At 72.3% G+C, this 24816-nt stretch carries 20 protein-coding genes; 14 read left to right on the top strand and 6 right to left on the bottom strand.

Features of this window, described 5'->3' with window-relative positions:
• The first annotated feature begins 38 nt into the window (after positions 1 to 38).
• Genes ACZ7MG_RS18680 through hutI form a run of 3 tightly spaced genes read left to right on the top strand, consistent with a single transcriptional unit; the run spans position 39 to position 3909 of the window.
• Positions 39 to 1253, top strand: coding sequence for an allantoate amidohydrolase (locus ACZ7MG_RS18680; RefSeq protein WP_471395030.1), 1215 nt, complete (start codon positions 39 to 41; stop codon positions 1251 to 1253).
• On the top strand, positions 1250 to 2605 hold the full coding sequence (locus ACZ7MG_RS18675) for a formimidoylglutamate deiminase (RefSeq protein WP_471394834.1): 1356 nt from the start codon (positions 1250 to 1252) through the stop codon (positions 2603 to 2605). The genes ACZ7MG_RS18680 and ACZ7MG_RS18675 overlap by 4 nt, the downstream gene beginning before the upstream one ends.
• Positions 2602 to 3909 carry an imidazolonepropionase gene (gene hutI, locus ACZ7MG_RS18670; RefSeq protein WP_471394831.1) on the top strand — a complete coding sequence of 436 codons (1308 nt, stop codon included), beginning with the start codon at positions 2602 to 2604 and terminating at the stop codon, positions 3907 to 3909. The genes ACZ7MG_RS18675 and hutI overlap by 4 nt, the downstream gene beginning before the upstream one ends.
• A gap of 24 nt (positions 3910 to 3933) precedes the next feature.
• Here hutI and ACZ7MG_RS18665 read toward each other — a convergent pair whose 3' ends face one another.
• Positions 3934 to 6975: a ricin-type beta-trefoil lectin domain protein gene (locus ACZ7MG_RS18665; protein WP_471394828.1), complete on the bottom strand. Its 3042-nt coding sequence runs from the start codon at positions 6973 to 6975 to the stop codon at positions 3934 to 3936.
• A 251-nt stretch (positions 6976 to 7226) separates the two neighbouring features.
• Positions 7227 to 8141, bottom strand: coding sequence for an RNA polymerase sigma factor SigF (locus tag ACZ7MG_RS18660; RefSeq protein WP_471394825.1), 915 nt, complete (start codon positions 8139 to 8141; stop codon positions 7227 to 7229).
• 235 nt (positions 8142 to 8376) lie between these two features.
• Between ACZ7MG_RS18660 and ACZ7MG_RS18655 the strand changes: the two genes are divergently transcribed.
• From ACZ7MG_RS18655 to ACZ7MG_RS18640, 4 genes are all read left to right on the top strand, one after another.
• Positions 8377 to 8745, top strand: a complete 369-nt coding sequence (locus tag ACZ7MG_RS18655; RefSeq protein ID WP_471394822.1) for an STAS domain-containing protein — start codon at positions 8377 to 8379, stop codon at positions 8743 to 8745.
• Positions 8746 to 9075: 330 nt separating this feature from the next.
• On the top strand, positions 9076 to 9591 hold the full coding sequence (locus ACZ7MG_RS18650; protein ID WP_471394819.1) for an ATP-binding protein: 516 nt from the start codon (positions 9076 to 9078) through the stop codon (positions 9589 to 9591).
• Between the two features lie 212 nt (positions 9592 to 9803).
• On the top strand, positions 9804 to 10526 hold the full coding sequence (locus ACZ7MG_RS18645; RefSeq protein WP_471394816.1) for a peptidase: 723 nt from the start codon (positions 9804 to 9806) through the stop codon (positions 10524 to 10526).
• A gap of 55 nt (positions 10527 to 10581) precedes the next feature.
• Positions 10582 to 11718 (top strand): hypothetical protein, encoded by a 1137-nt coding sequence (locus ACZ7MG_RS18640; RefSeq protein ID WP_471394813.1) that lies wholly within the window; start codon positions 10582 to 10584, stop codon positions 11716 to 11718.
• 89 nt (positions 11719 to 11807) lie between these two features.
• On the opposite strand, the gene ACZ7MG_RS18635 is transcribed toward ACZ7MG_RS18640, so the two are convergent.
• The gene (locus ACZ7MG_RS18635; protein ID WP_471394810.1) at positions 11808 to 13352 is read right to left on the bottom strand and encodes a peptide MFS transporter; all 1545 of its coding nucleotides are present in this window, start codon (positions 13350 to 13352) and stop codon (positions 11808 to 11810) included.
• 647 nt (positions 13353 to 13999) lie between these two features.
• Here ACZ7MG_RS18635 and ACZ7MG_RS18630 point away from each other — a divergent pair.
• Both ACZ7MG_RS18630 and ACZ7MG_RS18625 read left to right on the top strand, forming a co-directional pair.
• On the top strand, positions 14000 to 14677 hold the full coding sequence (locus ACZ7MG_RS18630; RefSeq protein ID WP_471394807.1) for a response regulator transcription factor: 678 nt from the start codon (positions 14000 to 14002) through the stop codon (positions 14675 to 14677).
• A gap of 161 nt (positions 14678 to 14838) precedes the next feature.
• Positions 14839 to 16107 carry an ATP-binding protein gene (locus ACZ7MG_RS18625; RefSeq protein ID WP_471394804.1) on the top strand — a complete coding sequence of 423 codons (1269 nt, stop codon included), beginning with the start codon at positions 14839 to 14841 and terminating at the stop codon, positions 16105 to 16107.
• Positions 16108 to 16406: 299 nt separating this feature from the next.
• Here ACZ7MG_RS18625 and ACZ7MG_RS18620 read toward each other — a convergent pair whose 3' ends face one another.
• The gene (locus tag ACZ7MG_RS18620) at positions 16407 to 16970 is read right to left on the bottom strand and encodes a GtrA family protein (RefSeq protein WP_471394801.1); all 564 of its coding nucleotides are present in this window, start codon (positions 16968 to 16970) and stop codon (positions 16407 to 16409) included.
• 227 nt (positions 16971 to 17197) lie between these two features.
• Here ACZ7MG_RS18620 and ACZ7MG_RS18615 point away from each other — a divergent pair, with 227 nt between their 5' ends.
• From ACZ7MG_RS18615 to ACZ7MG_RS18600, 4 genes are all read left to right on the top strand, one after another.
• The gene (locus tag ACZ7MG_RS18615; RefSeq protein WP_471394798.1) at positions 17198 to 18358 is read left to right on the top strand and encodes a 5-(carboxyamino)imidazole ribonucleotide synthase; all 1161 of its coding nucleotides are present in this window, start codon (positions 17198 to 17200) and stop codon (positions 18356 to 18358) included.
• Entirely contained in the window at positions 18355 to 18888 is a 534-nt protein-coding gene (gene purE, locus ACZ7MG_RS18610; protein WP_471394795.1) for a 5-(carboxyamino)imidazole ribonucleotide mutase, read from the top strand. Before ACZ7MG_RS18615 ends, purE begins: the two co-directional genes overlap by 4 nt.
• 98 nt (positions 18889 to 18986) lie before the next feature.
• Positions 18987 to 20174, top strand: a complete 1188-nt coding sequence (locus ACZ7MG_RS18605; protein WP_471395029.1) for a dipeptidase — start codon at positions 18987 to 18989, stop codon at positions 20172 to 20174.
• Between the two features lie 904 nt (positions 20175 to 21078).
• On the top strand, positions 21079 to 22137 hold the full coding sequence (locus tag ACZ7MG_RS18600) for a dipeptidase (protein ID WP_471395027.1): 1059 nt from the start codon (positions 21079 to 21081) through the stop codon (positions 22135 to 22137).
• 146 nt (positions 22138 to 22283) lie between these two features.
• Here the strand turns inward: ACZ7MG_RS18600 and ACZ7MG_RS18595 are convergent, their stop codons facing one another.
• Positions 22284 to 22646 carry a VOC family protein gene (locus ACZ7MG_RS18595; RefSeq protein ID WP_471394791.1) on the bottom strand — a complete coding sequence of 121 codons (363 nt, stop codon included), beginning with the start codon at positions 22644 to 22646 and terminating at the stop codon, positions 22284 to 22286.
• A gap of 146 nt (positions 22647 to 22792) precedes the next feature.
• Between ACZ7MG_RS18595 and ACZ7MG_RS18590 the strand changes: the two genes are divergently transcribed.
• Positions 22793 to 23305 carry a CGNR zinc finger domain-containing protein gene (locus ACZ7MG_RS18590; RefSeq protein WP_471394788.1) on the top strand — a complete coding sequence of 171 codons (513 nt, stop codon included), beginning with the start codon at positions 22793 to 22795 and terminating at the stop codon, positions 23303 to 23305.
• A gap of 138 nt (positions 23306 to 23443) precedes the next feature.
• On the opposite strand, the gene ACZ7MG_RS18585 is transcribed toward ACZ7MG_RS18590, so the two are convergent.
• Positions 23444 to 24787, bottom strand: a complete 1344-nt coding sequence (locus ACZ7MG_RS18585; RefSeq protein ID WP_471394785.1) for a UDP-glucose dehydrogenase family protein — start codon at positions 24785 to 24787, stop codon at positions 23444 to 23446.
• Positions 24788 to 24816: the final 29 nt, after the last annotated feature.

The raw sequence follows: 24816 nt of genomic DNA, 5'->3' as shown, positions 1-24816 counted from the left end.
CCGGCAGCACCGACGCGGGCGGCGCCTCCTTCCATGAGATGTGGCGGGAGCTGAGGCCCATCGGGCGGCACCCCGACTCCGGGGGGTACCGGCGGTTCGCGTGGACCGGGGCCGACGCCGAGTGCCGGGCCTGGTTCGAGGAGCAGGCCCGCGACCGTGGCCTGGATTACGAGGTCGACCGAAACGGGAACCAGTGGGCCTGGCTCGGGGACCCCGCCGCCGGGGACGCCGTGGTCACCGGCTCGCACCTCGACTCCGTCCCGGACGGCGGTGCTTTCGACGGCCCCCTCGGCGTCGTGTCGTCCTTCGCCGCGCTCGACGAACTCCGCGCCCGGGGCACCCGTTTCGACAAGCCCCTCGCCCTCGTCAACTTCGGCGACGAGGAGGGCGCGCGGTTCGGGCTGGCCTGCGTGGGGTCCCGGCTGGCGGCCGGGCACCTGACCGTCGAGCAGGCGGCACGGCTGACCGACGCGGACGGCATCACCCTGCCGCAGGCCATGGAAGCCGCCGGCCACGACCCCGAGGCCATCGGGCCGGACCCCGAACGCCTCGCCCGGATCGGCGCGTTCGTCGAACTCCACGTCGAACAGGGCCGCGCCCTGGACCTCTCCGGGGACGCCGTCGGCATCGCCAGCGCCATCTGGCCGCACGGCCGCTGGCGGTTCGACTTCCGGGGCGAGGCCAACCACGCCGGCACGACCCGGCTCGTCGACCGCCGCGACCCCATGCTGTCGTACGCGGAGACCGTGCTCGCCGCCCGTCGCGAGGCACGGCTCGCCGGGGCCGTGGCCACCTTCGGCAAGATCTCCGTCGAGCCGAACGGCGTCAACGCCATCCCCTCCCTCGTCCGCGGCTGGCTCGACTCCCGCGCCGAGGACCAGGCGACCCTGGACACGGTCGTCGGCGCGATCGAGGAGGCCGCCCGTGACCACGCCCGTGAGCACGGGATCGAACTGGACGTCGTCCGGGAGTCCTTCACCCCCGTCGTCGAGTTCGAGCACGCGCTGCGGGACGAGATCGCCCGCATTCTGGGCCGGGACACGGCCGGTGCGGCCGACCTGAAGGTGCCGGTGCTCGGGACCGGCGCCGGACACGACGCCGGGATCCTCTCCGGGACCGTCCCGACCGCCATGCTGTTCGTGCGCAACCCGACAGGCGTCTCGCACTCCCCGGCCGAGCACGCCGCCGAGGACGACTGCCTGGCCGGGGTGACCGCGCTCGCCGACGTACTGGAAGGGCTGGTCCGCAGGTGACGGAGACGACCTACTGGCTCGAACACGCCTGGCTCGGCACGAACGTCGAGCCGGGCGTGACCCTGACCGTCGCCGGCGAGGGCACCCCCCGGGCCGGCCGCATCACCGAGGTGCGGGTCGAGACGCCCACCCCGCCCCCGGGCGCGGTCGTCCTGCGCGGCCTCACCCTGCCCGGCCTCGCCAACGCCCACAGCCACGCCTTCCACCGGGCGCTGCGCGGCACCGTCCAGGTCGGCTCGGGCACCTTCTGGACCTGGCGCGAGGTCATGTACCGGGTGGCGGACCGGCTGACCCCGGACACCTATCACGCCCTCGCGCGGGCCGTGTACGCGGAGATGGCGCTGGCCGGGATCACGGCCGTCGGCGAGTTCCACTACGTCCACCACGCCCCCGGCGGCACCCCCTACGCCGACCCGAACGCCATGGGGGAGGCGCTCATCGAGGCCGCCGCCGAGGCGGGCATCCGGATCACCCTCCTCGACACCGCCTACCTCTCCGCCGGCTTCGGCAAGGCACCCGACCGCCATCAGCTCCGCTTCTCCGACGGCACGGCGGAGGCCTGGGCGGAACGCTGTTCAGTTCTCAAGGACCGGGATCACGTGCGGATCGGTGCGGCCGTGCACTCCGTACGGGCCGTGCCGGCCGGGCAGTTGGCGACCGTGGCGCGGTGGGCCGAGGAGCGGCGGGCACCGCTGCATGTGCACCTGTCGGAGCAGACGGCGGAGAACGACGCCTGCCACGCGGCCCACGGCTGTACCCCCACCCGGCTCCTCGCCGACCACGGCGTGCTGGGCCCCCGTACGACGGGCGTCCACAACACCCATCTCACCGACGAGGACATCGCCCTCCTCGGCGACAGCGGCACCGGCACCTGTATGTGCCCCACGACCGAACGGGACCTCGCCGACGGCATCGGACCGGCCGTCGCCCTGCAACGCGCGGGCTCCCCGCTCTCCCTCGGCTCCGACAGCCACGCCGTCGTCGACCTGCTCGAAGAGGCGCGCGCGATGGAGCTGAACGAGCGGCTGCGCACCCGTACGCGCGGTCACTGGACGGCGGCCGCCCTCCTGCGGGCCGCCTCGGCCGACGGCCACGCGGCGATCGGCTGGGACGACGCCGGCGCCCTGGAGACGGGCGCGCTCGCCGACTTCACGACGATCGCGCTCGACTCGGTCAGGACAGCGGGGCCGCTTCCACGGCTCGGCGCGGAGACCGCGGTATTCGCCGCGTCGGCAGCGGACGTGTCGCACACGGTGGTGGGAGGTCGGCACGTCGTACGGGACGGGGCGCACGCGCTCGTACCGGATGTGCCGCGCGCCCTCGCGGACGCCGTCGCGGCGCTGCGCGGATGACCCCCGGCCGGCCGCCCACGCGACCGGCCCCCGGGCCGGACTCGGCCCCCCGACCCGACCCGACCGCCGACCAAGCAACCAAGGACGCCATGAGCAGCCCGACGACCGTCAGCCCCGCCGACCCGGCGAGCACCGCGAGTACGCTCATCACCAACATCGCTGCCCTGGTCACCAACGACCCCTCCCTCGGCGACGGTTCACCACTCGGACTGATCCAGGACGCGGCCGTCGTCATCGACGGTGAACGCATCGCGTGGACCGGTGATCAAAGCAAAGCACCCGCCACTGACAATCGGGTCGACGCCGGTGGACGGGCGGTGATGCCGGGCTTCGTGGACTCCCACTCCCACCTCGTCTTCGCGGGCGACCGGACCGCCGAGTTCAACGCCCGGATGTCCGGCCGGGCCTACAGCGCGGGCGGCATCCGTACGACCGTCGCCGCCACCCGCGCCGCCGGCGACGAGGAACTGGAGGCCAACCTCACCCGTTACCTCCGTGAGGCCCTCCGCCAGGGCACGACCACCTTCGAGACGAAGTCCGGCTACGGCCTGACCGTCGAGGACGAGGCACGGGCGCTGCGGATCGCCGCCCGGCACACGGACGAGGTGACGTATCTCGGCGCCCACGTCGTCTCCCCGGACCATGCCGACGACCCCGCCGCGTACGTGGCGCTGGTGACCGGCGAGATGCTCGACGCCTGTGCCCCGTACGCCCGTTGGATCGACGTCTTCTGCGAGAGGGGCGCCTTCGACGGCGACCAGGCCCGCGCGATTCTCACGGCGGGCCGGGCGAAGGGCCTGCACCCGCGCATCCACGCCAACCAGCTGTCGTACGGCCCCGGCGTCCAGCTCGCCGTGGAACTCGACGCGGCGAGCGCTGACCACTGCACCCACCTCACCGACGCCGACGTGGACGCCCTGGCGAACAGCCGTACGGTCGCCACGCTGCTTCCCGGCGCCGAGTTCTCCACCCGCGCCCAGTGGCCGGACGCCCGGCGGCTGCTCGACGCGGGCGCCACCGTCGCCCTCTCCACGGACTGCAACCCGGGGTCGTCCTTCACCTCCTCCGTCCCCTTCTGCGTCGCGCTCGCCGTGCGGGACATGGGGATGACGCCGGACGAGGCGGTCTGGTCGGCCACGGCCGGGGGCGCGCGGGCGCTCCGCCGCGAGGACATCGGCCGCCTCACGCCGGGCGCGTACGCCGATCTCGCGCTGCTGGACGCGCCCAGCCATGTCCACCTCGCCTACCGGCCGGGCGTTCCCCTGGTCACGGGCGTGTGGCGGCGGGGCGTACGCGTGGTCTGACGGGCTGCCCCGGACACGGCGGCCTCAGGTGTGGACCCGTCCGGCGCCCGCCCGCCACCGCTGGCCGTCGCGCCCCGACACCTCGGTGAAGCTGACGGAACCGAGCGCGTCCGGGGTCACGGCGTGCCCCGGCGCGATCGCCGGGCGGATCATTCCCTTGGAGTCGACCTCGAACCTGAGGTTCTCGCCGTTCTCCCCGTCCAGCGAGTCGCAGTCCCAGATGCCCACGCCGTCGTCGGTCGCCCCGCGGCTGTCGAGGCACAGATCGGGGTCGGCGAACGACTGGAGGGCGTCCCGCTGGGAGTCGACGCGCCAGCGCTGGGTGGCGCGCGAGGAGCAGGTCGCGGTGACGACGTCCGTGCCCTTCTCCAACTCGCCCCGGATGTCCAGACACAGCCCCGAGCCGACGTTCACCACCTGCGTGTAGGAACCGTTCAGCGGCGGTCCGTACGGCAGTTGCGGCGTCGGCGGGCCCGACGTCGACGGGGTCGGACTCGGGCTCTTGGTGGGTTTCTCCTTCTCCGGCGGCTTCGAGGGGCTTTCGCTCGCCGAAGGGGTCGGGGACGGCGTCGGGCTGGCCGGGGCCGTCGGGGTCACGGGCCCTGCGGGCGGTGCGGCGGGCGTACCGCCGGAACCCGCGTTGTCGTCGGACGACGACGAGCCGACCGTGCCCGAGAACACGAGGAACGCCAGCAGCGGCGCCAACGCCACGCCCAGAGCCACCGAGGTCAGCACAAGCCGCCGCGCGGGCGTCCACTTGCCCCCCACCGCCGCGTCTTCCGGCCCGCCCGCCCCGCCGTCGACGCTTGCCGCCGCCCAGGCCCCGGCCCCGCCGTCAGGAATGCCGCCACCACCGATACCGCCGACCATCGCGGCTGCCGCCCCGGCTCCGGCGGCTCCCGCTCCGGTCCCGGACCTGTGCCCGGCCCCGTTTTCCGCGTCGGCCGCAGGACCGGTTGCCGTCCAGGCCCCGTCGGGGGAGGGCCCACCTCGGGGTACGCCCCAAGCCTCCACGCCGGGACCTCCCCACGCTTCGGCCCCGGCGAAGGCGTCGCTCCGGGGCTTCGTCTCCGCTCCGCTCCAGCCGGTGGTGTCGGAGCCGGACCCGCGCTCCGGGTGCCGACCGCGCTCCGGCCTCGGCCCGCGCCCGGAGGCGGAGCCGGTACCGGAGTTGGAGTCTGCGGCGGGTTCGAAGCCGCTATCGGGGCCGCCCCCGAAGCGGCCATCGAAACCGGAGCCGGAACCAAGACCGGCGCCGCTGCCGGTACTGGCAGCGGAGTCAATCCCTGCGCCGGAACCGGAACCCACGCCGGAACCGGAACCCGCGCCGAGACCGATGCCAGCACCGGGGCCAGAGCCGCCACCCTCGCCCGCGCCTCCGCCAGCACCGAAGCCCGTGTCGGCTCCGGCCCCCGCCCCTGCGCCGCCACCAGCGCCAGCACCAGCACCGAAGCCCGAGTCGGCCCCCGCCCCTGGGCCGCCGCCAGGACCAGCACCGAAGCCCGAGCCGAAGCCAGCGTCGGCCCCGGCCCCCGTCCCTGCGTCGGAATCGGTACCGAAGCCGGAGCCAAAGTCTGCGCCGATGCCCGAGCCAGCGTCGGCGTGGGGACCCACAGGCCCACCCGCACCCGCACCCGCACCGAAGCCCGAGCCGAAGCCAGCGTCGGCCCCAACCCCTGCGGCGTCGCCGGAATCGGCCCCGAAGTCGGAGCCGGTGCCGAGGCCCGACCCAGCGCCGGCGCGGGCACCCGCACTCGCACCGCCGCCAGCACCAGCACCCGCACCCGCACCGAAGCCAGAGCCAGCGTCGCCCCCGGCATCAACCCCGCCCCCCACCCCGACCCCAGCTCCGGCGTCGCCGCCCGCGCCGGCCTCGGGCGTGGATCCGAGGCCCGACCCCGCCCATGCCTCCGCCGCCGCGGCCGTCGCTCCGGCCCAGCCTCCCGCTCGGGAACTCGCCCACGGCTGCCCCGGCTGCGGGCGCCCCGGCTGGGCCTCCGGCTCGGCGAAGTGCTCCGCCGTCCCCGCTCCCGCTCCCGTTCCCGCGCTCGCCCGGTCGTCACCCCGCGCGCCGGTCCCGCCGTACCTCGTATCGGCCCGCGCGTCGGTCTCGCCCCAGGCCCGCGTACGGTCGGAACCGTCGGGCGCCCCGGCGCCGTCCTGCGTGGCTTCGCCGTCCCATGCGCCCGCACCGCTTCGGGCCGCGCTCACGCCCCGCGTGTACGCCGTACCGCCCCAGGGGAGCAACCCCTCCGCGAGGGCCGTACGCGGGCTGTCGCGCAGGGCGCACAGCTCCTCGTACGCGCCGGCGCAGTGCGCGCAGTGCTCCATGTGGGCCCGCAGATCGGCGCTGTGACGGGGGGTGTCCGGGCGTACGGACTCCTCGATCAGACGGCGGAAGTCCTGGCAGCGCGGGTCGTCGGAGGCGGCGAGGCGCGCTCGGAGACAGGCCTGGCGCAGGGCGTGGACCGCGGACTCCCGCTTGTACGTGACGTCGTCGGCGGTCAGGCCGAGCAGGACGGCTGTACGGTCGTCCGGTTCCTCCTCCACGACGCCGTACCAGATGAGGCCCTGCGGGCGGGGCGGCAGAGACTGGAACGCCGCGAGCATGGGCGGGACGGGACCGTCCGGGCCCGCCGCGTCCAGCACGGGGCGCAGGGCGGCGGCGAGGCCGGTCGCGTGTCCGTCCGTGGTCCAGGTGGCGGCCACCCGGGCGGTCAGCAGGAGCAGTTGATGGCGCCAGGGGACGCTCGGCTCGACGCCGCGCGCCGTCTCCTTGGTGGCCATGGTGAACGCCTGCGTCGCCAGCTCCCGCGCCGAGGACTCGCTCGCGGCGCACAGCCGGGCGTAGGCGAGGACCGAGTGGCGGTGACGTTCGCGCAACTCGCGCAGGGCCGTGTACGCGACCGGGGTGTCGGCGCGTAACAGGGTGGTGAGCCGCGCGTCGGACGCGCCCGCGTGCCGGTGCTCGGACCCGTCGTCGCGGCGTGCGCTCGGCGCACCGGTGTCCTGGTGGTCCTCATGGCCGACGTCGCCGCCGGGGCGCTCGTCCCGAGCCCGAGTCATCCTCGTGCCTCCTCGCACCCCCGTGTCCGCCCGTCGGCTTCTGGCGTACCGAACAGTCTGGCGCGTGACCATAGTGACGGAAGGTGAACCAGAGGGAAGGGGTTTCTTGCGGTAAGGGGGCGAGATGGATGGCGGGCCGACAACAGTTCGGCCGGGTACGCCAGGAGTGTCGCAACTCCCGTGGTACCCGGCCGACTTCTGTCACCCTCCAGGACGCCGCGCACGGCGCCGTTCGGCGCGCGCGCCCGCGCTCACTCCTCCAGCGTCAGCCCCTTGCGTAGCCGTACCAGCGTGCGGGACAGCAGCCGGGAGACATGCATCTGGGAGATGCCCAGTTCGTCCCCGATCTCGGACTGCGTCATGTTGGCCACGAACCGCAGGGAGAGGATCTGCCGGTCGCGCGGCGGCAGTTCGGCGATCAGCGGCTTCAGGGACTCGACGTACTCGATGCCTTCGAGCCCGTGGTCCTCGTAGCCGATCCGGTCCGCCAGCGCGCCCTCGGAGTCGTCCTCCTCGGGCTGGGCGTCCAGCGAGGAGGCGGTGTACGCGTTCGACGCCGCCATGCCCTCGACGACCTCGTCGTTCGTCAGCCCGAGGCGCTCCGCCAGCTCTCCCACCGTGGGCGCGCGATCGAACTTCTGCGCGAGTTCGTCACCGGCCTTGGCCAGGTCGAGCCGCAGCTCCTGCAGCCTGCGCGGCACGCGCACGGACCAGCTCGTGTCACGGAAGAAACGCTTGATCTCGCCGACGATGGTAGGCATCGCGAAAGTGGGGAACTCGACGCCCCGGCTCAGTTCGAAGCGGTCGATCGCCTTGATCAGGCCGATGGTGCCGACCTGGATGATGTCCTCCATGGGTTCGCTGCGCGAGCGGAACCGGGAGGCGGCGAACTTCACCAGGGCGAGGTTGAGTTCGACCAGGGTGTTGCGTACGTACGAGTACTCGTACGTGCCTTCCTCAAGGGACTCCAGCCGCTCGAAGAGGGTCTTGGACAGCGCCCGGGCGTCCACCGGTCCCACCTCGTCGTACGGGGGGATCTCCGGCAGGTCGGCGAGCGCGTCGCCCGGATCATGGGCGAGTTCGTCCTGCGTCTCTTCCGGGGCGGATGCCGACGTCGCCCTCTGGGTATGCGATGCGTCGAGCCGGGGTGACATGATGTCCTCCATCGTTCTCGGCATATGGCCGCCGATGCCAATACGTGCACTGCGGTGTGCGGCGCCTCCAAAGCCGGCCGTGTCGATTCGTGTCACTACTAGCCCTACCCGGTTTCCCGATGCCATCGCAAGTGCGTACTGTGGCGAAATGTCCCTTTTAGAGGGATTGTTCGGGTGTCGGGGAGTGTGGAGAAGGCGTAGTGTTCGAGGGCGAGTCAGCAGTCACGACGGTCGGGAGAGAGACGGCATGGACCGTGGGACGGTCGGCAGCGCACAGTCGGGCCGACTACGGGTCGAGGTGCGGGAAGAGGGCTCCAGCGCCGTCGTGACCCCGGCGGGTGAGCTCGATCACCACACCGCCGATCTGTTGCGTGAGCCACTCGAGAGCTGCCTGGACAAGGGCTTCACCCGCCTGGTGGTGGACTGTTCGCGCCTGGAGTTCTGTGACTCCACGGGGCTGAACGTCCTGCTGGGCGTCCGGCTCAGGGCGGATGCGGCGGGCGGCGGCGTCCATCTGGCGGGCATGCTCCCGGCGGTGGCGCGGGTCTTCGAGATCACCGGGGCGGACGCGGTGTTCACCGTCCACGACAGCCTCGACACGGCCCTGGGCGACTAGGGGGTGTTTTGAAAGTCCCGCACAGCACCCCCTAGGCCCGTTCCCCGCGTCCGAGGCCGGCCCCGGCCGTTCCGTTCCGGCCGGGGTTATTCGCGTCACAGGTTCTATGCCGAAAACGTGGGTGTTCTGACGGTTCGCTCGGGCAGGAGACATCCTGAAACGAAGACGACGCATGACAACGCGCGGCGGCGCACGACGGCGGAAGCGTGACGGCAGCGGACAATACGCGGCAGCAGAAGAACAAGAAGACGGTACGTACCGCGGGTCTTCGGCCCGCACCCTTGATGAGTCCTGAATCGTGAACTGGTGAAGCGGTGAGGTGAAGCGCTGATGAGCACCACCCGGCCTTTCTCGCCGGGCGACCGCGGCCCGGAACCGGGTGCCGGCGGCGCTTCGGGGGTGCCCGGCGGTGACCCGCCCGAGGCCCCCGCCACGAGTCGTCGGTCCCGACGGCTCGGGTTCGAGGGCGAGAGCGGAGTGGTGCCGCTCGCCCGGGACTTCACCCGTCAGGCGCTGTACGCGTGGGGATGGCTGCCGGCCGCGACCGCGGACCGCCGCGCCGCCGCCGAGGACGTCCTGCTGGTGGTGTCCGAGCTGGTCACCAACGCGTGTCTGCACGCCGGGGGCCCCGCCGAGCTGCGGATCGGCTGCGACAACAAGGTGTTGCGGATCGAGGTGTCCGACCGGGGGACGGGAAATCCGGCACCCCGGACACCGCACCGGGCCGGGCGCCCGGGCGGCCACGGGATGTTCATCGTGCAGCGGCTGTGCCTGGACTGGGGGGTCGTACGGGCTCCCGGGGCGGCCGGGAAGACGGTGTGGGCCGAGCTGGGGGCACCGGCCTAGAGGGTTCCGGCGGAGAGGTGCGCGGCGGGAGCCGCAGGTCGCCACGGCCCCGCGCCCCTCGTCGGTCCATCAAGGGTCCGCCGGTCTCCCGGGGCGCGCCCACCGCCGAGGAGGCGGGCCCTGTTCATCGACACACATCCGACACTTGCGTGTGTCTTCCTTCTCCAAGGGCCCCGGCGTACCTTGAGCCGCCGATCTGATGTTCCGTCAGAATGTGGGGTGCCGAGGTGTCGTACCGGACGTACCAGAAACGAACCGCCGCACTCGCGTCCCTCGCGGCCCTGGCCGGGTCGGCGGTGCTGATGGCCGCTCCGGTGGCCCATGCCGAGGTCGTGGACGTCGAGTACAACTGCAAGACCCCGATCGGGGACAAGTCCGCGGTGTCGCCGATCGACATCAAGGGTGTCGAGAGCGGCGACGGCTACAAGATCACGATGTCGTGGCAGAAGGGCGTCTCGTCGAGCCCGGTCGAACTGGGCAAGGGCGCGATGACGCCGAGCGCCACGATCGAACTGGGCGGCGCCGACAGCGGGACGCTCACGGTGACGGGGCCGGCGAACGAGGAGGCGATTCCGGCCAACACACCGATCAAGATCAATGATCTGAGCGGTACGTACACCCCGAAGAAGACCGGCAAGGTCGACTTCACCGCGGGCGTCCTCACCATCAAGGCGCTCGGCACGGTGACGACCTGCACCCCGGGCAACGACCCCGGCCCGTCACTGACGCTCGACGTCACCGCCGGGGGCGGTACGGGGGGCGCTACGGGGGGCGGTTCGGACTCCGGAGGTTCCGGCGACTCGGGCGGTGAGCTGCCGCAGACCGGGCCCCTGGACTCGGCGGTCGCGCTCGGCACGCTCGGCGGCACGGTGCTGCTCGCGGGCGCGGCGGGGGCGTTGTGGGTGACACGCAGGAACCAGGCGGTACGTCGCTGACGGGAGCCGGAACGTGATCAGTGGGCGGCGGGTCCCGGCGTCGTACGCACTGTCGATGTCGAGGTTGACGTCGATGTCGGCGGTGGTGCTGGCCCTCGTCGTGGCGCTCGTGGTGCCCGTCGGGGGCGGGTCCGCGCAGGCGCACGCCCCGGCGCGCGCGGCGGCGGCCGAACCGGCCGCGGCCAAACCAACCGCGGCCAAACCAACCGTGAACCTCTCCAAGTCGCAGGCGGGGACCGGTGGTTCGGTCACCGTGACCGGGTCCGGCTGGCGGCCGAAGGCGATCCTGATGGTGCTGATCTGCGGTCAGGCCGCGCCGTCGAGAGGGGTGCCCGGGGGCACGGACTCCTGTGCCAACGCCGACGGGCGGGCCGTGACCGCCGACGACAAGGGCGGTTTCCGGCGGGAGTTGCCGGTGGCGGAGCCGCCGGTGCCGTGCCCGTGCGTCGTGCACGTCTCCGCCATCACGGGCCCGAAGGCGGCGGCCGACGCGGCCTTCGAGGTGGCCGGGCACTCGGTCGAACCCTTGCCGAGGGAGGCGTCCGGCGGACGGCTGTCCCTCCTGGCGGACGGCCGGCTGACGGGCTCCAGCGGCCTGTTGACCTGGTTCGGCGCGCCGCCGGCCCGCGAACTGGTCTTCACCGTGGGCAACGTCGGGACCTCCCCGGTGAAGAACCCGGTGTTCCAGGTCGGCACATCCCACGGGGTGTTCGCACCACGCTGGGAGGAACAGCAGTGGAGCGGCACGATCCGGCCGGGCGGCGAGGCCCGGGTCACCCTGCCCGTGGACCTCGCGGCCGGGGCCCACGGCGGGTACACCGTCTCCCTCAAGTACGGCGGCAAGGTCCTCGCCGAACAGCCGTGGAGCGTGGGCCGCCCCTGGGGCGTCACCCTCTTCTGGCTGATGCTCTGCCTCGTCGTCCCGGCCGCGCTGTTCCGGATCGGGATGACCGCCGTGGACCGGGTGCGACCGGGGCGAACGGCCCCCGACGCGAGGCGACGCGGGCCGCGGACACGCGCACTCCCCGGGTGGCTGCCCCGTCCGAGCCCCTCGACTGCCGCACACGCGCAGCCTCGTACGCCGCTCCCGCCCCGTACGGCATCGCCCCTGCCGTGGTTCACACCGGACACCGATCCGGGGACGCCGCGGACCGCGCGGCTCCCCTCGACGCAGGAGGACGCCCCCCTGTGACGCAGGAGGACGCCTCCGTGTGAAGACGGGGAAGGGCCGCCGCACCCGGAGGTGCGGCGGCCCTTCCCCGAAACCAGCGGGCGCCGGTCTCAGTTGACGTCGCCCGTGAGGGCCCTGACCTTCCTGCGGTACATGTAGATCGCGAAACCGGCGAGGACGGCGAGGGTGGCCTCCACGGCGACCATGCCGGTGCCGCTGAGGTCGAAGCCTCCGACAGCCGGGTTGGAGAGCAGACCCGTGATGGAGTCGCCCGCGGTGACCGCGAGGAACCACACGCCCATCATCTGGCTGGCGTACTTGGCCGGGGCCATCTTCGTCGTCACCGACAGGCCGACCGGGGAGAGGCACAGCTCACCGACGGTCTGGATGAAGTAGATGCCCACCAGCCACATCGGGCTGGCCAGGGTGCCGTCCGCCGCCATGCCCAGCGGGATCAGGAAGAAGAAGAACGAGACACCGATGAGCACCAGGGCCATCGCGAACTTCACGGCCGTGCTGGGCTCCCTGCCCTGACGGTTCAGCCACAGCCAGAGCCAGGCGAAGACCGGGGCCAGCGCCATGATGAACAGCGGGTTCAGCGACTGGTACCAGGAGGTCGGGAACTCGAAGCCGAGCAGCGAGCCGGCCACCTTCTGGTCGTTCGAGCCGAACGCCTGGACCGTGGAGGCGCCCTGGTCGTAGATCATCCAGAACACGGCGGCGGCGACGAAGAACCATATGTAGCCGGTCATCTTCGACTGCTCGGCCGTGGTCAGCTCCTTGTCACGCTTGATGCGCAGCAGCACACCGGCCGGGACGACCAGGCCGATGACCGTCAGCGGGATCATCGCCCAGTTCAGGGTGAAGCGGCCGCTGACGCCCACGGCGCCGTAGAAGACGGCCGCGACGGCCAGCCAGAGCAGGCCCTTGCGCAGCCAGGCGGCGCGCTCAGCGGACGCCAGCGGTTTCGGGACGACGTCGCTCTGCGGGCTGAGGGTCCGGCTGCCGGCGAGGAACACGGCGAGACCGATGGCCATGCCGACCGCGGCCAGACCGAAGCCGAGGTGCCAGTTGACCTCCTGGCCGACGGTGCCGATGGCCAGCGGGGCGAAGAAGGCACCCGCGTTGATGCCCATGTAGAAGATCGTGAAGCCGCCGTCGCGCCGCGGGTCCCCGGGGCCGTCGTACAGGTGGCCCACCATCGTGGAGATGTTGGCCTTCAGCAGGCCGGAGCCGGCCGCGACCAGCGCGAGGCCCGCGAAGAACGGCGCCTGACCGCCGGGCAGGGCGAGCACCAGGTGCCCGGTCATGATGGTGACCGCGGCGATCGTCACCGTCTTGCGGGGGCCCCAGACCCGGTCGCCGAGCCAGCCGCCGGGCATCGCGAGCAGGTACACCATCGCCGAGTAGACGGCGACGATCGTGGTGGTGGTGGCCAGGTCCATGGCCAGGCCGCCGCCCATGCTCCCCTTGCCGGCGTCGGGGCCGCCGGAGAGCAGGTAGACGGTGAGGAGGGCCTTCATGCCGTAGTAGGAGAATCGTTCCCACATCTCGGTCATGAAGAGAGTGGCCAGTCCGCGGGGGTGGCCGAAGAAGGTGGGTTCGGGGCCGGGGGTTCCCCGGCCGGCCGAGTCCTTCGTCAGGCTGGACGCCATGGTCGTTCCTTGCAGGTCGGGACGGCGTCGTGGGGGCGCGCGCCCGGTGGAGGGGCGGCCGGCACCGGTCGGCCGGGACGTCCACCCCACGCCCACGGGGATTCCGCCCCGGATCACGGGACGGCGGACGGCGACCACCGGGATCCACGCCCCTCTACGCGCGTCAACGCAGCGATGCGTCCCGCGTGTTCGGGGCCCGGCCACAGGTCATTACGCACAGAAAAGAGACCTTCAGCGCGGATATGCCGCCAAAGGTCCCCACGTGTCACTACAGGCGTTCCGTCACCATACGTCAGAAGACTGCGGGAAAAGGAAGGGCTTGAGAGGCGGATCACAGGTAAGAAGCTGATCGCGAGCGCATATTCGAAGGTCATACGGGGTTTCGTGGCGGGTGGACGCAGGCTGTGATCGCGCGCCGCGGGCTGCGAGGGCGGCATGTTCACGGGATCGGCGCGTGACCCGCACCGAAGCCGGGCGTCTTCTCCACACCCGTCCACACCCGCGCCCGGATCTTCACCGGGGGAGGGACGAAACGCCCGCCGCAGTGGATCATGCACCGGGGAAGTAAGAGAACCGTTGGACAAAGGTGTGAATCACGCTTGCCGATCACCCTCCACCTGCGGTTCTCCTCGGACTACCATCACCCCATGACCCGTGTACTGCTCGCCGAGGACGACGCGTCCATCTCGGAGCCGTTGGCTCGCGCACTGCGCCGGGAAGGGTACGAGGTGGAGGTCCGCGAGGACGGCCCCACCGCGCTGGACGCCGGAATGCAGGGTGGCGTCGACCTGGTCGTCCTGGACCTGGGGCTGCCCGGCATGGACGGCCTGGAGGTGGCCCGCCGGCTGCGCGCCGAGGGGCACGCCGTGCCGATCCTCATCCTGACCGCGCGCGCCGACGAGGTGGACACCGTCGTGGGCCTCGACGCGGGCGCCGACGACTACGTCACCAAGCCCTTCCGGCTCGCCGAACTGCTCGCCCGCGTACGGGCGCTGCTCCGGCGCGGTGCCGCGGAGCCGGCGCAGCCGCCCGCCACCCACGGCGTGCGGATCGACGTCGAGTCGCACCGGGCGTGGATGGGCGACGAGGAACTCCAGCTCACCGCGAAGGAGTTCGACCTGCTGCGGGTGCTCGTGCGCGACGCGGGGCGGGTCGTCACCCGGGACCAGCTGATGCGCGAGGTCTGGGACACCACGTGGTGGTCGTCGACCAAGACCCTCGACATGCACATCTCCTGGCTGCGGAAGAAGCTCGGCGACGACGCGGCGAACCCCCGGTACATCGCGACGGTGCGGGGCGTCGGCTTCCGGTTCGAGAAGAACTGAGCGGTCGGCGGGGGCGGGGGCGCCCAGGAACCCGGGGGCGTGTGCCGCCCCTTACGGGGCCGCGCCCCGTGCACAGCGGCGCCCGGCCCTGGCGCCGGGTGCCGCAGCAGGCAGAGGCACACTGGTCCACGTAAAACACCCCGCCCGCCCGGAGGGCAACCGTGCGTCGCCGTCTCATCCAGTCCACCCTCGCCGTGGTGCTCGTCGTCATCGCGGTCTTCGGGGTCTCGCTCGTCATCGTCGAGACCCGCACGATCAGCAACAGTGCCCAGGAACGCGTCGAATCCGAGGCGGTCCAGCTGACGAGCATCGTGGACAGCCGCATCATCGGCGACGAACGGATCACCGCCGAGGTCCTCAGGGACCAGGTCGGCGACGAGCGGTACGCCCGTATCGAGATCCCCGGCCAGTCCACGATCGAGATCGGCGAGAAGCCCGTCGGCGACGTCATCCGCCATGAGGCCAAGGGCGAGAAGGACGAGGTCGTCACGGTCGAGGAGTCCCGCTCGGCGGTCAGCCGCGAGGTCGGCCGTACGCTGCTGATCATCGCGGCGGTCGCCCTGATCGCCGTGATCGCCGCCGTCCTCCTCGCGGTACGCCAGGCCAACCGCCTCGCCTCCCCCCTCACCGACCTCGCCGAGACCGCCGAACGGCTCGGCTCCGGCGACCCGCGCCCCCGGCACAAGCGGTACGACGTCCCGGAGCTGGACCGGGTCGCGGACGTGCTCGACGCCTCCGCCGAGCGGATCGGCCGCATGCTGACCGCCGAGCGGCGCCTCGCGGCCGACGCGTCCCATCAGCTGCGTACGCCGCTGACCGCGCTGTCGATGCGGCTGGAGGAGATCACCCTCACCGACGACCTCGCCACGGTGAAGGACGAGGCGCACATCGCGCTCACCCAGGTCGAGCGGCTCACGGACGTCGTGGAACGGCTCCTCACCAACTCCCGCGACCCCCGCAACGGCTCCGCGGTCTCCTTCGAGCTGGACGAGGTCATCAAGCAGCAACTGGAGGAGTGGCGGCCGGCCTACCGCAGCGCCGGGCGGGCCGTGGTCAGCTCAGGCAAGCGGCACCTCCAGGCGGTGGGTACGCCGGGGGCGGTCGCGCAGGTGCTGGCCGCGCTGATCGAGAACTCGCTGATGCACGGCGGGGGCACGGTGGCGCTGCGCACCCGGGTCACCGGGAACCAGGCGGTGATCGAGGTCACCGACGAGGGGCCCGGCGTCCCCGCCGACCTCGGGGCGCGGATTTTCGAGCGGGCGATCAGTGGGCGCAACTCGACGGGCATCGGGCTGGCCGTGGCGCGGGACCTCGCGGAGGCGGACGGGGGGCGGCTGGAGATGCTCCAGGCGCAGCCGCCGGTGTTCGGGCTGTTCCTGTCACGGACGCCGGTAAGGACGCCTGCCGGCGGGGAACGGCCGGTCAGGTAGGCCGGGGGGCACTTGTCGCTCGGGGGGTGGTGCGAGGGGGTTCGCGGAGGGGCGGCGACGGTGGTGCGTAGGCGGGGCTGCGGCGCGTAGGGCGGTGGCTGTGGTGCGTAAGGCGGTGGCTCCGGCGCGTAGGACGGCGAGTGCGGGCCGGTGGGGCTTCTCGCGCAGTTCCCCGCGCCCCTGAAAAGCCGGGGCTGCGCCCCGCGCTTTTCGTCCCGGATGGCTTGCGTCCCCGGTAGCCAGTGGTGCTGGCAGGCGGGCGGGGCCGGCGGCCTCCGGCGGGGGCGTGGTGCTGGGGGCTAGGTCCTGTCTTGTGGGCGTCTGGCTGCACCGCCGGTCAGGGCGGGTGGGTGGGTGGCTCCGGCTTCGAGGAAGGATTCGGCGCTGGCTACTGCCTCGCGGGCCGGGAGGGCTCGGAACACCCAGGTGCGGTAGGACCAGAAACGGAAGAGGGTGGCGACGCCGATGCCGAGGAACTTGAAGATGTTGGACTGCAGCGGGCTGTCCCAGCCGAAGCCGTACGTGGCGGTGTAGAGGACCCCGTTCTCGATCACCAGCCCGACCGCGCTGAACAGCAGGAACAGCGACAGCTCCTTCGTACGGCCGCTCTTGTCACGGTCCCGGTACGTGAAGTAGCGGAACCCGACGTAGTTGAACGCGATGGCGACGACCGTGGCTATGACGCTGGCCCGGACGACCTGCAGATCGGTGGTGTGCCGCACGAGGTTGAACACCGCGAGGTTCACCAGGAGCCCCGCCCCGCCCACCGCGCCGAACTTGGCGACCTCCCGTACGAGCAGGTCGATCCGGCGACGCAGGACGCCGCGGGGCTTCGTATCGGACCCCGAGCTGGTACTTCCCATCGTGTACGGCCCCGTCGCTCGGTGAAATGAGGAGATCTGAACGGATCTGTGGTGATCTTCGGTCGAAATCCACTGGTTCAGCCATGCTAACCAGCCCCCCTGGGCAATGCCTGTGCAGAACCTCACAGCCGGGATACAGGGGAGGTCCCTGGGCGGTCCAGTGGGGAAATGAGCGGGGAAAACGGACACCCGGGAGTGGCCGATTCCGTGGCCGATACCCTGGGGGCGTGACGTTCCCGGTAGTCGGCATGGTCGGCGGTGGCCAGCTCGCTCGTATGACACACGAGGCGGGCATCCCGCTCGGCATCAGATTCAAGCTCCTCAGTGACACCCCTCAGGATTCCGCGGCGCAGGTCGTCGGTGATGTCGTCATCGGCGACTACCGCGACCTGGACACGCTGCGTGCGTTCGCGCAGGGCTGCGACGTGATCACCTTCGATCACGAACATGTACCCACCGAGCATCTACGGGCACTGGAGGCGGACGGCATCCCCGTCCGCCCCGGCCCGGACGCGCTCCAGCACGCCCAGGACAAGGGCGTGATGCGCGCACGGCTCGACGCGATCGGCGTGCCCTGCCCCCGGCACCGCATCGTCGCGGACCCCGACGACGTGGCCGCCTTCGCCGCCGAGGGGCTCCCCGAGGGCGCCGAGGGTGACGGGTTTCCGGTCATCCTCAAGACGGTCCGCGGCGGCTACGACGGCAAGGGCGTCTGGGTCGTCCGCTCGGCCGAGGACGCCGCCGAGCCCTTCCGCGCCGGTGTCCCGGTCCTCGCGGAGGAGAAGGTCGACTTCGTACGGGAGCTGGCCGCCAACGTCGTACGGTCGCCGCACGGCCAGGCCGTCGCGTACCCGGTCGTCGAGTCGCGGCAGGTGAACGGCGTCTGCGACACCGTCATCGCGCCCGCCCCCGACCTCGACCCGGCCCTCGCCCTGCGCGCCGAGGAGATGGCGCTGAGCATCGCCAAGGAACTGGACGTCGTCGGCCACCTCGCCGTCGAGCTGTTCCAGACCCGCGACGGCCGCATCCTCGTCAACGAGCTGGCCATGCGCCCCCACAACTCCGGCCACTGGAGCCAGGACGGCGCGATCACCAGCCAGTTCGCCAACCACGTACGCGCCGTCCTCGACCTCCCGCTCGGCGACCCGCGCCCGCGCGCGAAGTGGACGGTCATGGTCAACGTCCTCGGCGGCGACTACCCGGACATGTACTCCGCGTATCTGCACTGCATGGCCCGCGACCCGCAGCTCAAGATCCACATGTACGGCAAGGACGTGAAGCCCGGCCGTAAGGTCGGACACGTCAACACCTACGGCGACGACCTCGACGACGTGCTGGAGCGCGCCCGTCACGCTGCCGGTTACCTGAGAGGCACGATCACCGAATGAGCCCTGTGAGCCCCGTCGTAGGCATTGTCATGGGGTCGGACTCCGACTGGCCCGTCATGGAGGCCGCCGCGCAGGCCCTCGACGAGTTCGAGATCGCGTACGAGGTCGATGTCGTCTCCGCGCACCGGATGCCGCGCGAGATGGTCACGTACGGCGAGGAGGCCGCGGGCCGGGGCCTCAAGGCGATCATCGCGGGTGCGGGCGGCGCCGCCCATCTGCCCGGCATGCTCGCGTCCGTGACCCCGCTGCCGGTCATCGGCGTGCCCGTGCCGCTGAAGTACCTCGACGGCATGGACTCCCTGCTGTCGATCGTGCAGATGCCGGCCGGTGTGCCCGTCGCCACGGTCTCCGTCGCCGGGGCCCGCAACGCCGGTCTGCTGGCCGCCCGCATCCTGGCCACGCACGACGAGGAACTTCTCGCCCGGATGCGGGAGTTCCAGCAGGAGCTGAACGACCAGGCCACCGAGAAGGGCAAGCGCCTGCGCACCAAGGTCGAGGGCGCGGGCAACGGCTTCGGCTTCGGGAAGTAGACGCGACGGCGACGGAGAGCCGTGCCGGGCGTATCGAACACGACGGAATGACGGGGATCACGGGGGATATGAGTATGGGCATGGACGCGGGCATGAACATGGCATCGCTGGAGGCGGCCCGGGAGCTGCTGCGGGAGTTTCCGGTCGCGGACGGGCACAACGACCTGCCGTGGGCGCTGCGCGAGCAGGTCCGTTACGACCTGGGCGCGCGGGACATCGCCATCGACCAGAGCGCCTTCCTGCACACCGACCTGGCGCGGCTGCGCGCGGGCGGGGTCGGGGCGCAGTTCTGGTCGGTGTACGTGCCCTCGGACGCCGCGTTCCTGCCCGGGGCGGTGTCCGCGACGCTCGAACAGATCGACTGTGTACGGCAGTTGATCGACCGCTACCCGGCCGAGCTGCGGGCCGCGCTGACCGCCGCCGACATGGAGGCCGCCCGTGCCGAGGGCCGGGTCGCCTCGCTGATGGGGGCCGAGGGCGGCCACTCCATCGACAACAGCCTCGCCACCCTGCGGGCGCTGTACGCGCTCGGCGTCCGCTATATGACGCTCACCCACAACGACAACATCGCCTGGGCGGACTCCGCCACGGACAAGGCGGCGGCCGGCGGGCTCACGGCCTTCGGCCGGGCGGTCGTGCGGGAGATGAACCGCGAGGGCATGCTCGTCGACCTCTCGCACGTCGCCGCGACGACGATGCGCGACGCGCTGGACACCTCCGTCGCCCCGGTGATCTTCTCCCACTCCTCGTCGCGGGCGGTCTGCGACCACCCCCGCAACATCCCGGACGACGTTCTCGAACGCCTCCCGGCCAACGGGGGAGTGGCCATGGTGACCTTCGTGCCGAAGTTCGTGCTCCAGGCCGCCGTGGACTGGACGGCCGCCGCCGACGAGAACATGCGGGCCCACGGCTTCCACCACCTCGACACCACCCCCGAGGGGATGGCGGTCCACCGCGCCTTCGAGGAGCGCAGCCCCCGCCCGGTCGCCACGGTGTCCACGGTCGCGGACCATCTCGACCACATGCGTGAGGTGGCCGGGGTCGACCACCTCGGCATCGGCGGCGACTACGACGGCACGGCCTTCACCCCGGACGGTCTGGGCGACGTCTCCTGTTACCCGAACCTGATCGCCGAGCTGCTCGACCGCGGCTGGTCCCGGACCGACCTGGCCAAGCTGACCTGGCAGAACGCGGTCCGGGTGCTGGGCGCGGCGGAGGACGTGGCCCGGGACCTCCAGGGCCGTACGGCCGCGTCGAACGCGACGCTGGCTCAGCTGGACGGGTGACACCGGGCGCCGCCCGTACGCTCCCCGGACATCACCCGGGTGGCGTACGGCGGCCCCGCCGCGGGCGTACAACCCGAACGCCCCACCCCGCAGGAACGCGGGCGGCCTCCGTGCCACGGTGACGAGTACTGCGATCACCCAACGGCTACGGAGGTCCGCCATGGCAGATCTGCAGGACGAACTGCAGGCCGCAGGGGAGGCCGGCGAACTCGACACGCCCCCCACCCCCACGAAGCCCAAGCCGAAACCCGACCGACACACCCCGGCGCCGGAGCCGATAGCCCCCGGCGGCCCCGCCGCTCCCGGCCGACCCGAGAACGGCGAAGGCGAAGCGGACGCCGAGCGATCCGCCGACCGGCCTGGTGAGCGGTCCGCGGACCGGCGGGATGAGAGGTCCGCGGACCGGCCGGGCGAGAGGCCCGCCGACTGGCAGGGCGAGAGGCCCGCCGACCGACCCGGTGACCGGTCCAGCGACCGACCCGGTGACCGGTCCACCGACCGATCCGGTGGAGACCGGTCCGCGGGAGACCGGTCCGCCGGAGACCGATCCGCCGGAGACCGATCCGGCGACCACCGGTCCGATGACCACCGCTCCGCCGACGACCGTCCTGCCGATGGCCACCGCCGTTCGGCCCGCGGTCGGCGGTTCCTCGGCAGCCGCCCTGGCGGCAGCCGACCCGGCGCCGGTCGCGCGGACGCCGGTCGAGTGGATGCCGGTCGAGCAGACGGCCACCGGGCCGAAGGCGAGCGAACCGATGCCGTCACCGGTCGCACCGCCGAGGGCGGCCGTGCGACAGCCGCCTTCCCCACTACGGCCCCCACCGCGGCCCCCGCCGGGGCCCCCGCCTCGGACACCGCTGACCTCGACGCCTACGGAACCCGGACGGCCACCGCCCCCGGGACCATCGCCGCCCCCGGTACCGCCGAGCCCTCGCCGGCGTCTGCCGCGGAGCCCTCCTCCGAGCTGGCCGAGGCGCACGCCTTCCTCGTCGCGCACCCTGTCGCGGACGGGTACAGCGGGCTGCCGTGGGTGCTGCGGCAGTTGCCCCGGTACGACCTGGAGCTGGGCGAGGGCGGGGTGGACACGGATGTGCCGCGGATGCGCAAGGGGCACATCGGCGCGCTGTTCTGGTCGCTGCACCTGCCGGAGGGGCTGGAGAGCGAACGGGCCGTGGGCGCCACGCTGGAGCAGCTGGACCTGGTCCGGACGGTCGTCCACGCCCACCCCGAGGGCCTGCGGCTCGTGCACAGCGCGGGGGAGACCACCGACGCCCGCAACTGCGGCCGCGTCGCCGTACTGCTCGGCCCCGCCGGAGCCCCGGCGATCGGCGACTCCCTCGGCATCCTGCGCGCCCTGCACGGGCTCGGCCTCAAGGCCCTCACCCTCACCGGCGCGTCCTGGGCGGGCGAGTCCGGGCTGAGCAGGTTCGGCGAGGAGGTGGTCCGCGAGATGAACCGCATCGGCGTCCTCGCCGACGTCTCCGGCGCCTCGGAGCAGACCGTCCGCCGGGCGCTCGCGGTCTCCCGCACGCCGGTCGTGTGCACCCGCTCGGCCGCTGCCGCCCTGCGCGCCCACCCCGCCAACCTCGCCGACGACCTCCTCGCCGCGCTGGGCGAGGCCCGGGGCCTGTGCATGGTGCCGCTCACCGCCGAGCAGACCGGCCCCTCGATCCGCGACGTCGCCGACCACCTCGACCACGTCCGCGCGATCGCCGGCCCCGAGTGCGTCGGCCTCTCCGGCACCTACGACTCCGGCGCCGCCCACCCCCAGGAGCTCACCGACGCCTCCTGCTACCCCCGCCTCGTCGCCGAACTCATGCACCGAGGCTGGTCAGAACCCGACCTCGCCCTCCTCACCTGGGGCAACGTCCAACGCGTCCTCCGCACCGCCGACTTCACAGCCAGAGCGGCAAAGGACCGCCGAGAAGCCTCGACGGCAAACATCACGGACCTGGACGGCTGAGGCCACCGGGGGCTGCGCCCCTGAAAAGGGGGCGCAGCCCTCTTTTCAGGGGCGCGGGGAACTGCGCGACCAGCCACGACGAACCCGCAGCCGCCGAACACACCCCCGCGACCCTCCCCCTACCGCGAACTCGGCAGCAGCGGAGCTCAAGCGCGACATAGACAGAACGGATGCCCCGCAGGATCCGCATACACCCGGAACCCCCGCTCACGATCCGCCGCGTCCAGCACCGTCGCCCCCAACGCCAGCACCGCCTTCTCCGCCGCGTCCATGTCCTCCACGTCGAGATCGAGATGGAACTGCTGCGACCGCTCCGCCGAGGGCCACGACGGCGCCACGAACCCCGGCGCCTCCTGGAACGCCAGCCGCGCACCCCCGCCCGGCACCTCCAGGTCCACCCAGTCCCCCTCTCCCCTGACCGTCCCGCCGATCACCTCGGCGTAGAACCGGGCGAGCGCGGCCGGGTCGGGACAGTCCAGAACGACGACATCCAGCTTGGCGATGGCCATGGCCTTCTCCTTGCTCGTAGCTGTTCTCGTAGCTGTTCTCGTTGCAGTTCTTGTTGAGCGGTTCTCGTCACTGTGCGCGTTACCTCTAGAGGAGAGTAACCAGTAACGGTTACCTTATGCATCCCCCTAAGAGGTAACGTCGTCGCATGAGTGAGAGAGCGTCCGCCCCCGGCGCCCTGGCCCTCGTCGAGAGCCTGGTGAACACGCTGGACCTGGAGTCGGGCGCCGACGCCCTGGACACGCCGGAGGGCCGCGCCCGCCTGGACCTGACCGCCGGCGAGGACCTGACGGACGTACGCGACCTGCGGGAGTCCCTGCGCGCGACCCTGCTGGCCCACGCCGGCCACGTACCGCACCGCCCGGTGACCCCGCTCGGCGATCTCCTGGCCGCCGCCCCGCTCGTCGTCACGGTCTCCGCCGCCGACGGCTCCGCGGCCCTGCGCCCCGCCGCCGACGCCGACCCGGCCCCCCTGCTCTCCCGGGTCGCCGCGGCTGTCGCGGAGGCCCTCACGGCGGGCACCTGGCAGCGCCTCAAGGCCTGCGAGGCCCCCGACTGCCACTGGGCGTACTACGACCGCAGCCCGGCCGGCCGGGGCCGCTGGTGCTCGATGCAGGTGTGCGGCGCCCGCGCGAAGATGCGCCGTTACCGAGCGAAGTAAGCGCTTCGCCCCCGCCGGGCGCCGGAACGGTGGACAATATGAAAAGACGCCGTTCCGGCCGACTGAGCCTCGGCCGGAACGGCGTCACCTCGCGTCGCCCGCACCGCACGAAGCCACGAAGCCACCCCGCGCGCGGCCCTACGCCGTCGGCCGCCCCATCGCCCGGTACGTCCAGCCCGCCCGCCGCCACAGCTGCGGGTCCAGCGCGTTACGGCCGTCCAGCACGAGCCGCGTCGAGGCCACCTCGCCGAGCGCCGCCGGGTCCAGCTCGCGGAACTCGCTCCACTCCGTCAGGTGCAGCACGATGTCGGCGCCCCGTACCGCGTCCAGCGCGGAGTCGGCGTACCCGAGCGTCGGGAAGAGCCGCCGGGCGTTGTCCATGCCCTTGGGGTCGTAGACGGTGACCTGGCCGCCCTGGAGGTGGATCTGCCCGGCCACGTTGAGGGCGGGGGAGTCGCGTACGTCGTCGGAGTCCGGCTTGAAGGTGGCGCCGAGGACGGCGACCCGCCGGCCGAGGAAGGACCCGCCGCCCAGCGCCTGCCGGGCCAGCTCCACCATCTGACCGCGCTGGCGCATGTTGATGGAGTCGATCTCGCGCAGGAACGTCAGTGCCTGGTCGGCGCCCAGCTCACCGGCGCGCGCCATGAACGCCCGGATGTCCTTCGGCAGACAGCCGCCGCCGAACCCGATGCCGGCCCGCAGGAACTTCCTGCCGATCCGGTCGTCGTATCCGATCGCCTCCGCCAGCTTGGCGACATCGCCCCCGGCGGCCTCGCACACCTCCGCCATGGCGTTGATGAAGGAGATCTTGGTGGCGAGGAAGGAGTTGGCGGAGGTCTTCACCAGCTCGGCGGTCGGGAAGTCGGTGACGACGAACGGGGAGCCCTCGCCGATGGGCGTCGCGTACACCTCGCGCAGCAGCTTCTCGGCCTGCGCGCTCCGCACCCCCACCACGAGCCGGTCCGGGTGCAGGGTGTCGTTCACGGCGAAGCCCTCGCGCAAGAACTCCGGGTTCCAGGCCAGCTCGGCGTCCGCCCCGGCGGGCGCGTGCTCGGCGAGATAGGCGGCCAGCCGGTCCGCGGACCCCACCGGCACGGTCGACTTGCCGACCACCAGGGCCGGGCCCGTCAGATGCGGGGCGAGCGAGGCGAAGGCCGCGTCCACGTAACTCATGTCGCAGGCGTACTCGCCGTGCCGCTGCGGGGTGTTGACGCAGACGAAGTGGATGTCGCCGAAGGCCGCGACCTCGGCGTAGTCGGTCGTGAAGCGCAGCCGCCCGCTGGACCCCTCGATCCCGGCGACATGCTTGCGCAACAGCTCCTCCAGGCCCGGCTCGTACATCGGGACCTCGCCCCGCCGGAGCATGTCGATCTTCTCTTCGACGACATCGAGCCCGAGCACCTCGAACCCCAGCTCGGCCATGGCCGCGGCGTGCGTCGCGCCGAGATAGCCGGTGCCGATCACGGTGATCTTGAGGGCCATGGGTGCTCCTGGGGATGTCCGGCCGGGGG

This window comes from Streptomyces sp. NPDC107538, assembly GCF_055657445.1.
This window is presented reverse-complemented; position numbering and strand designations above follow the sequence as displayed.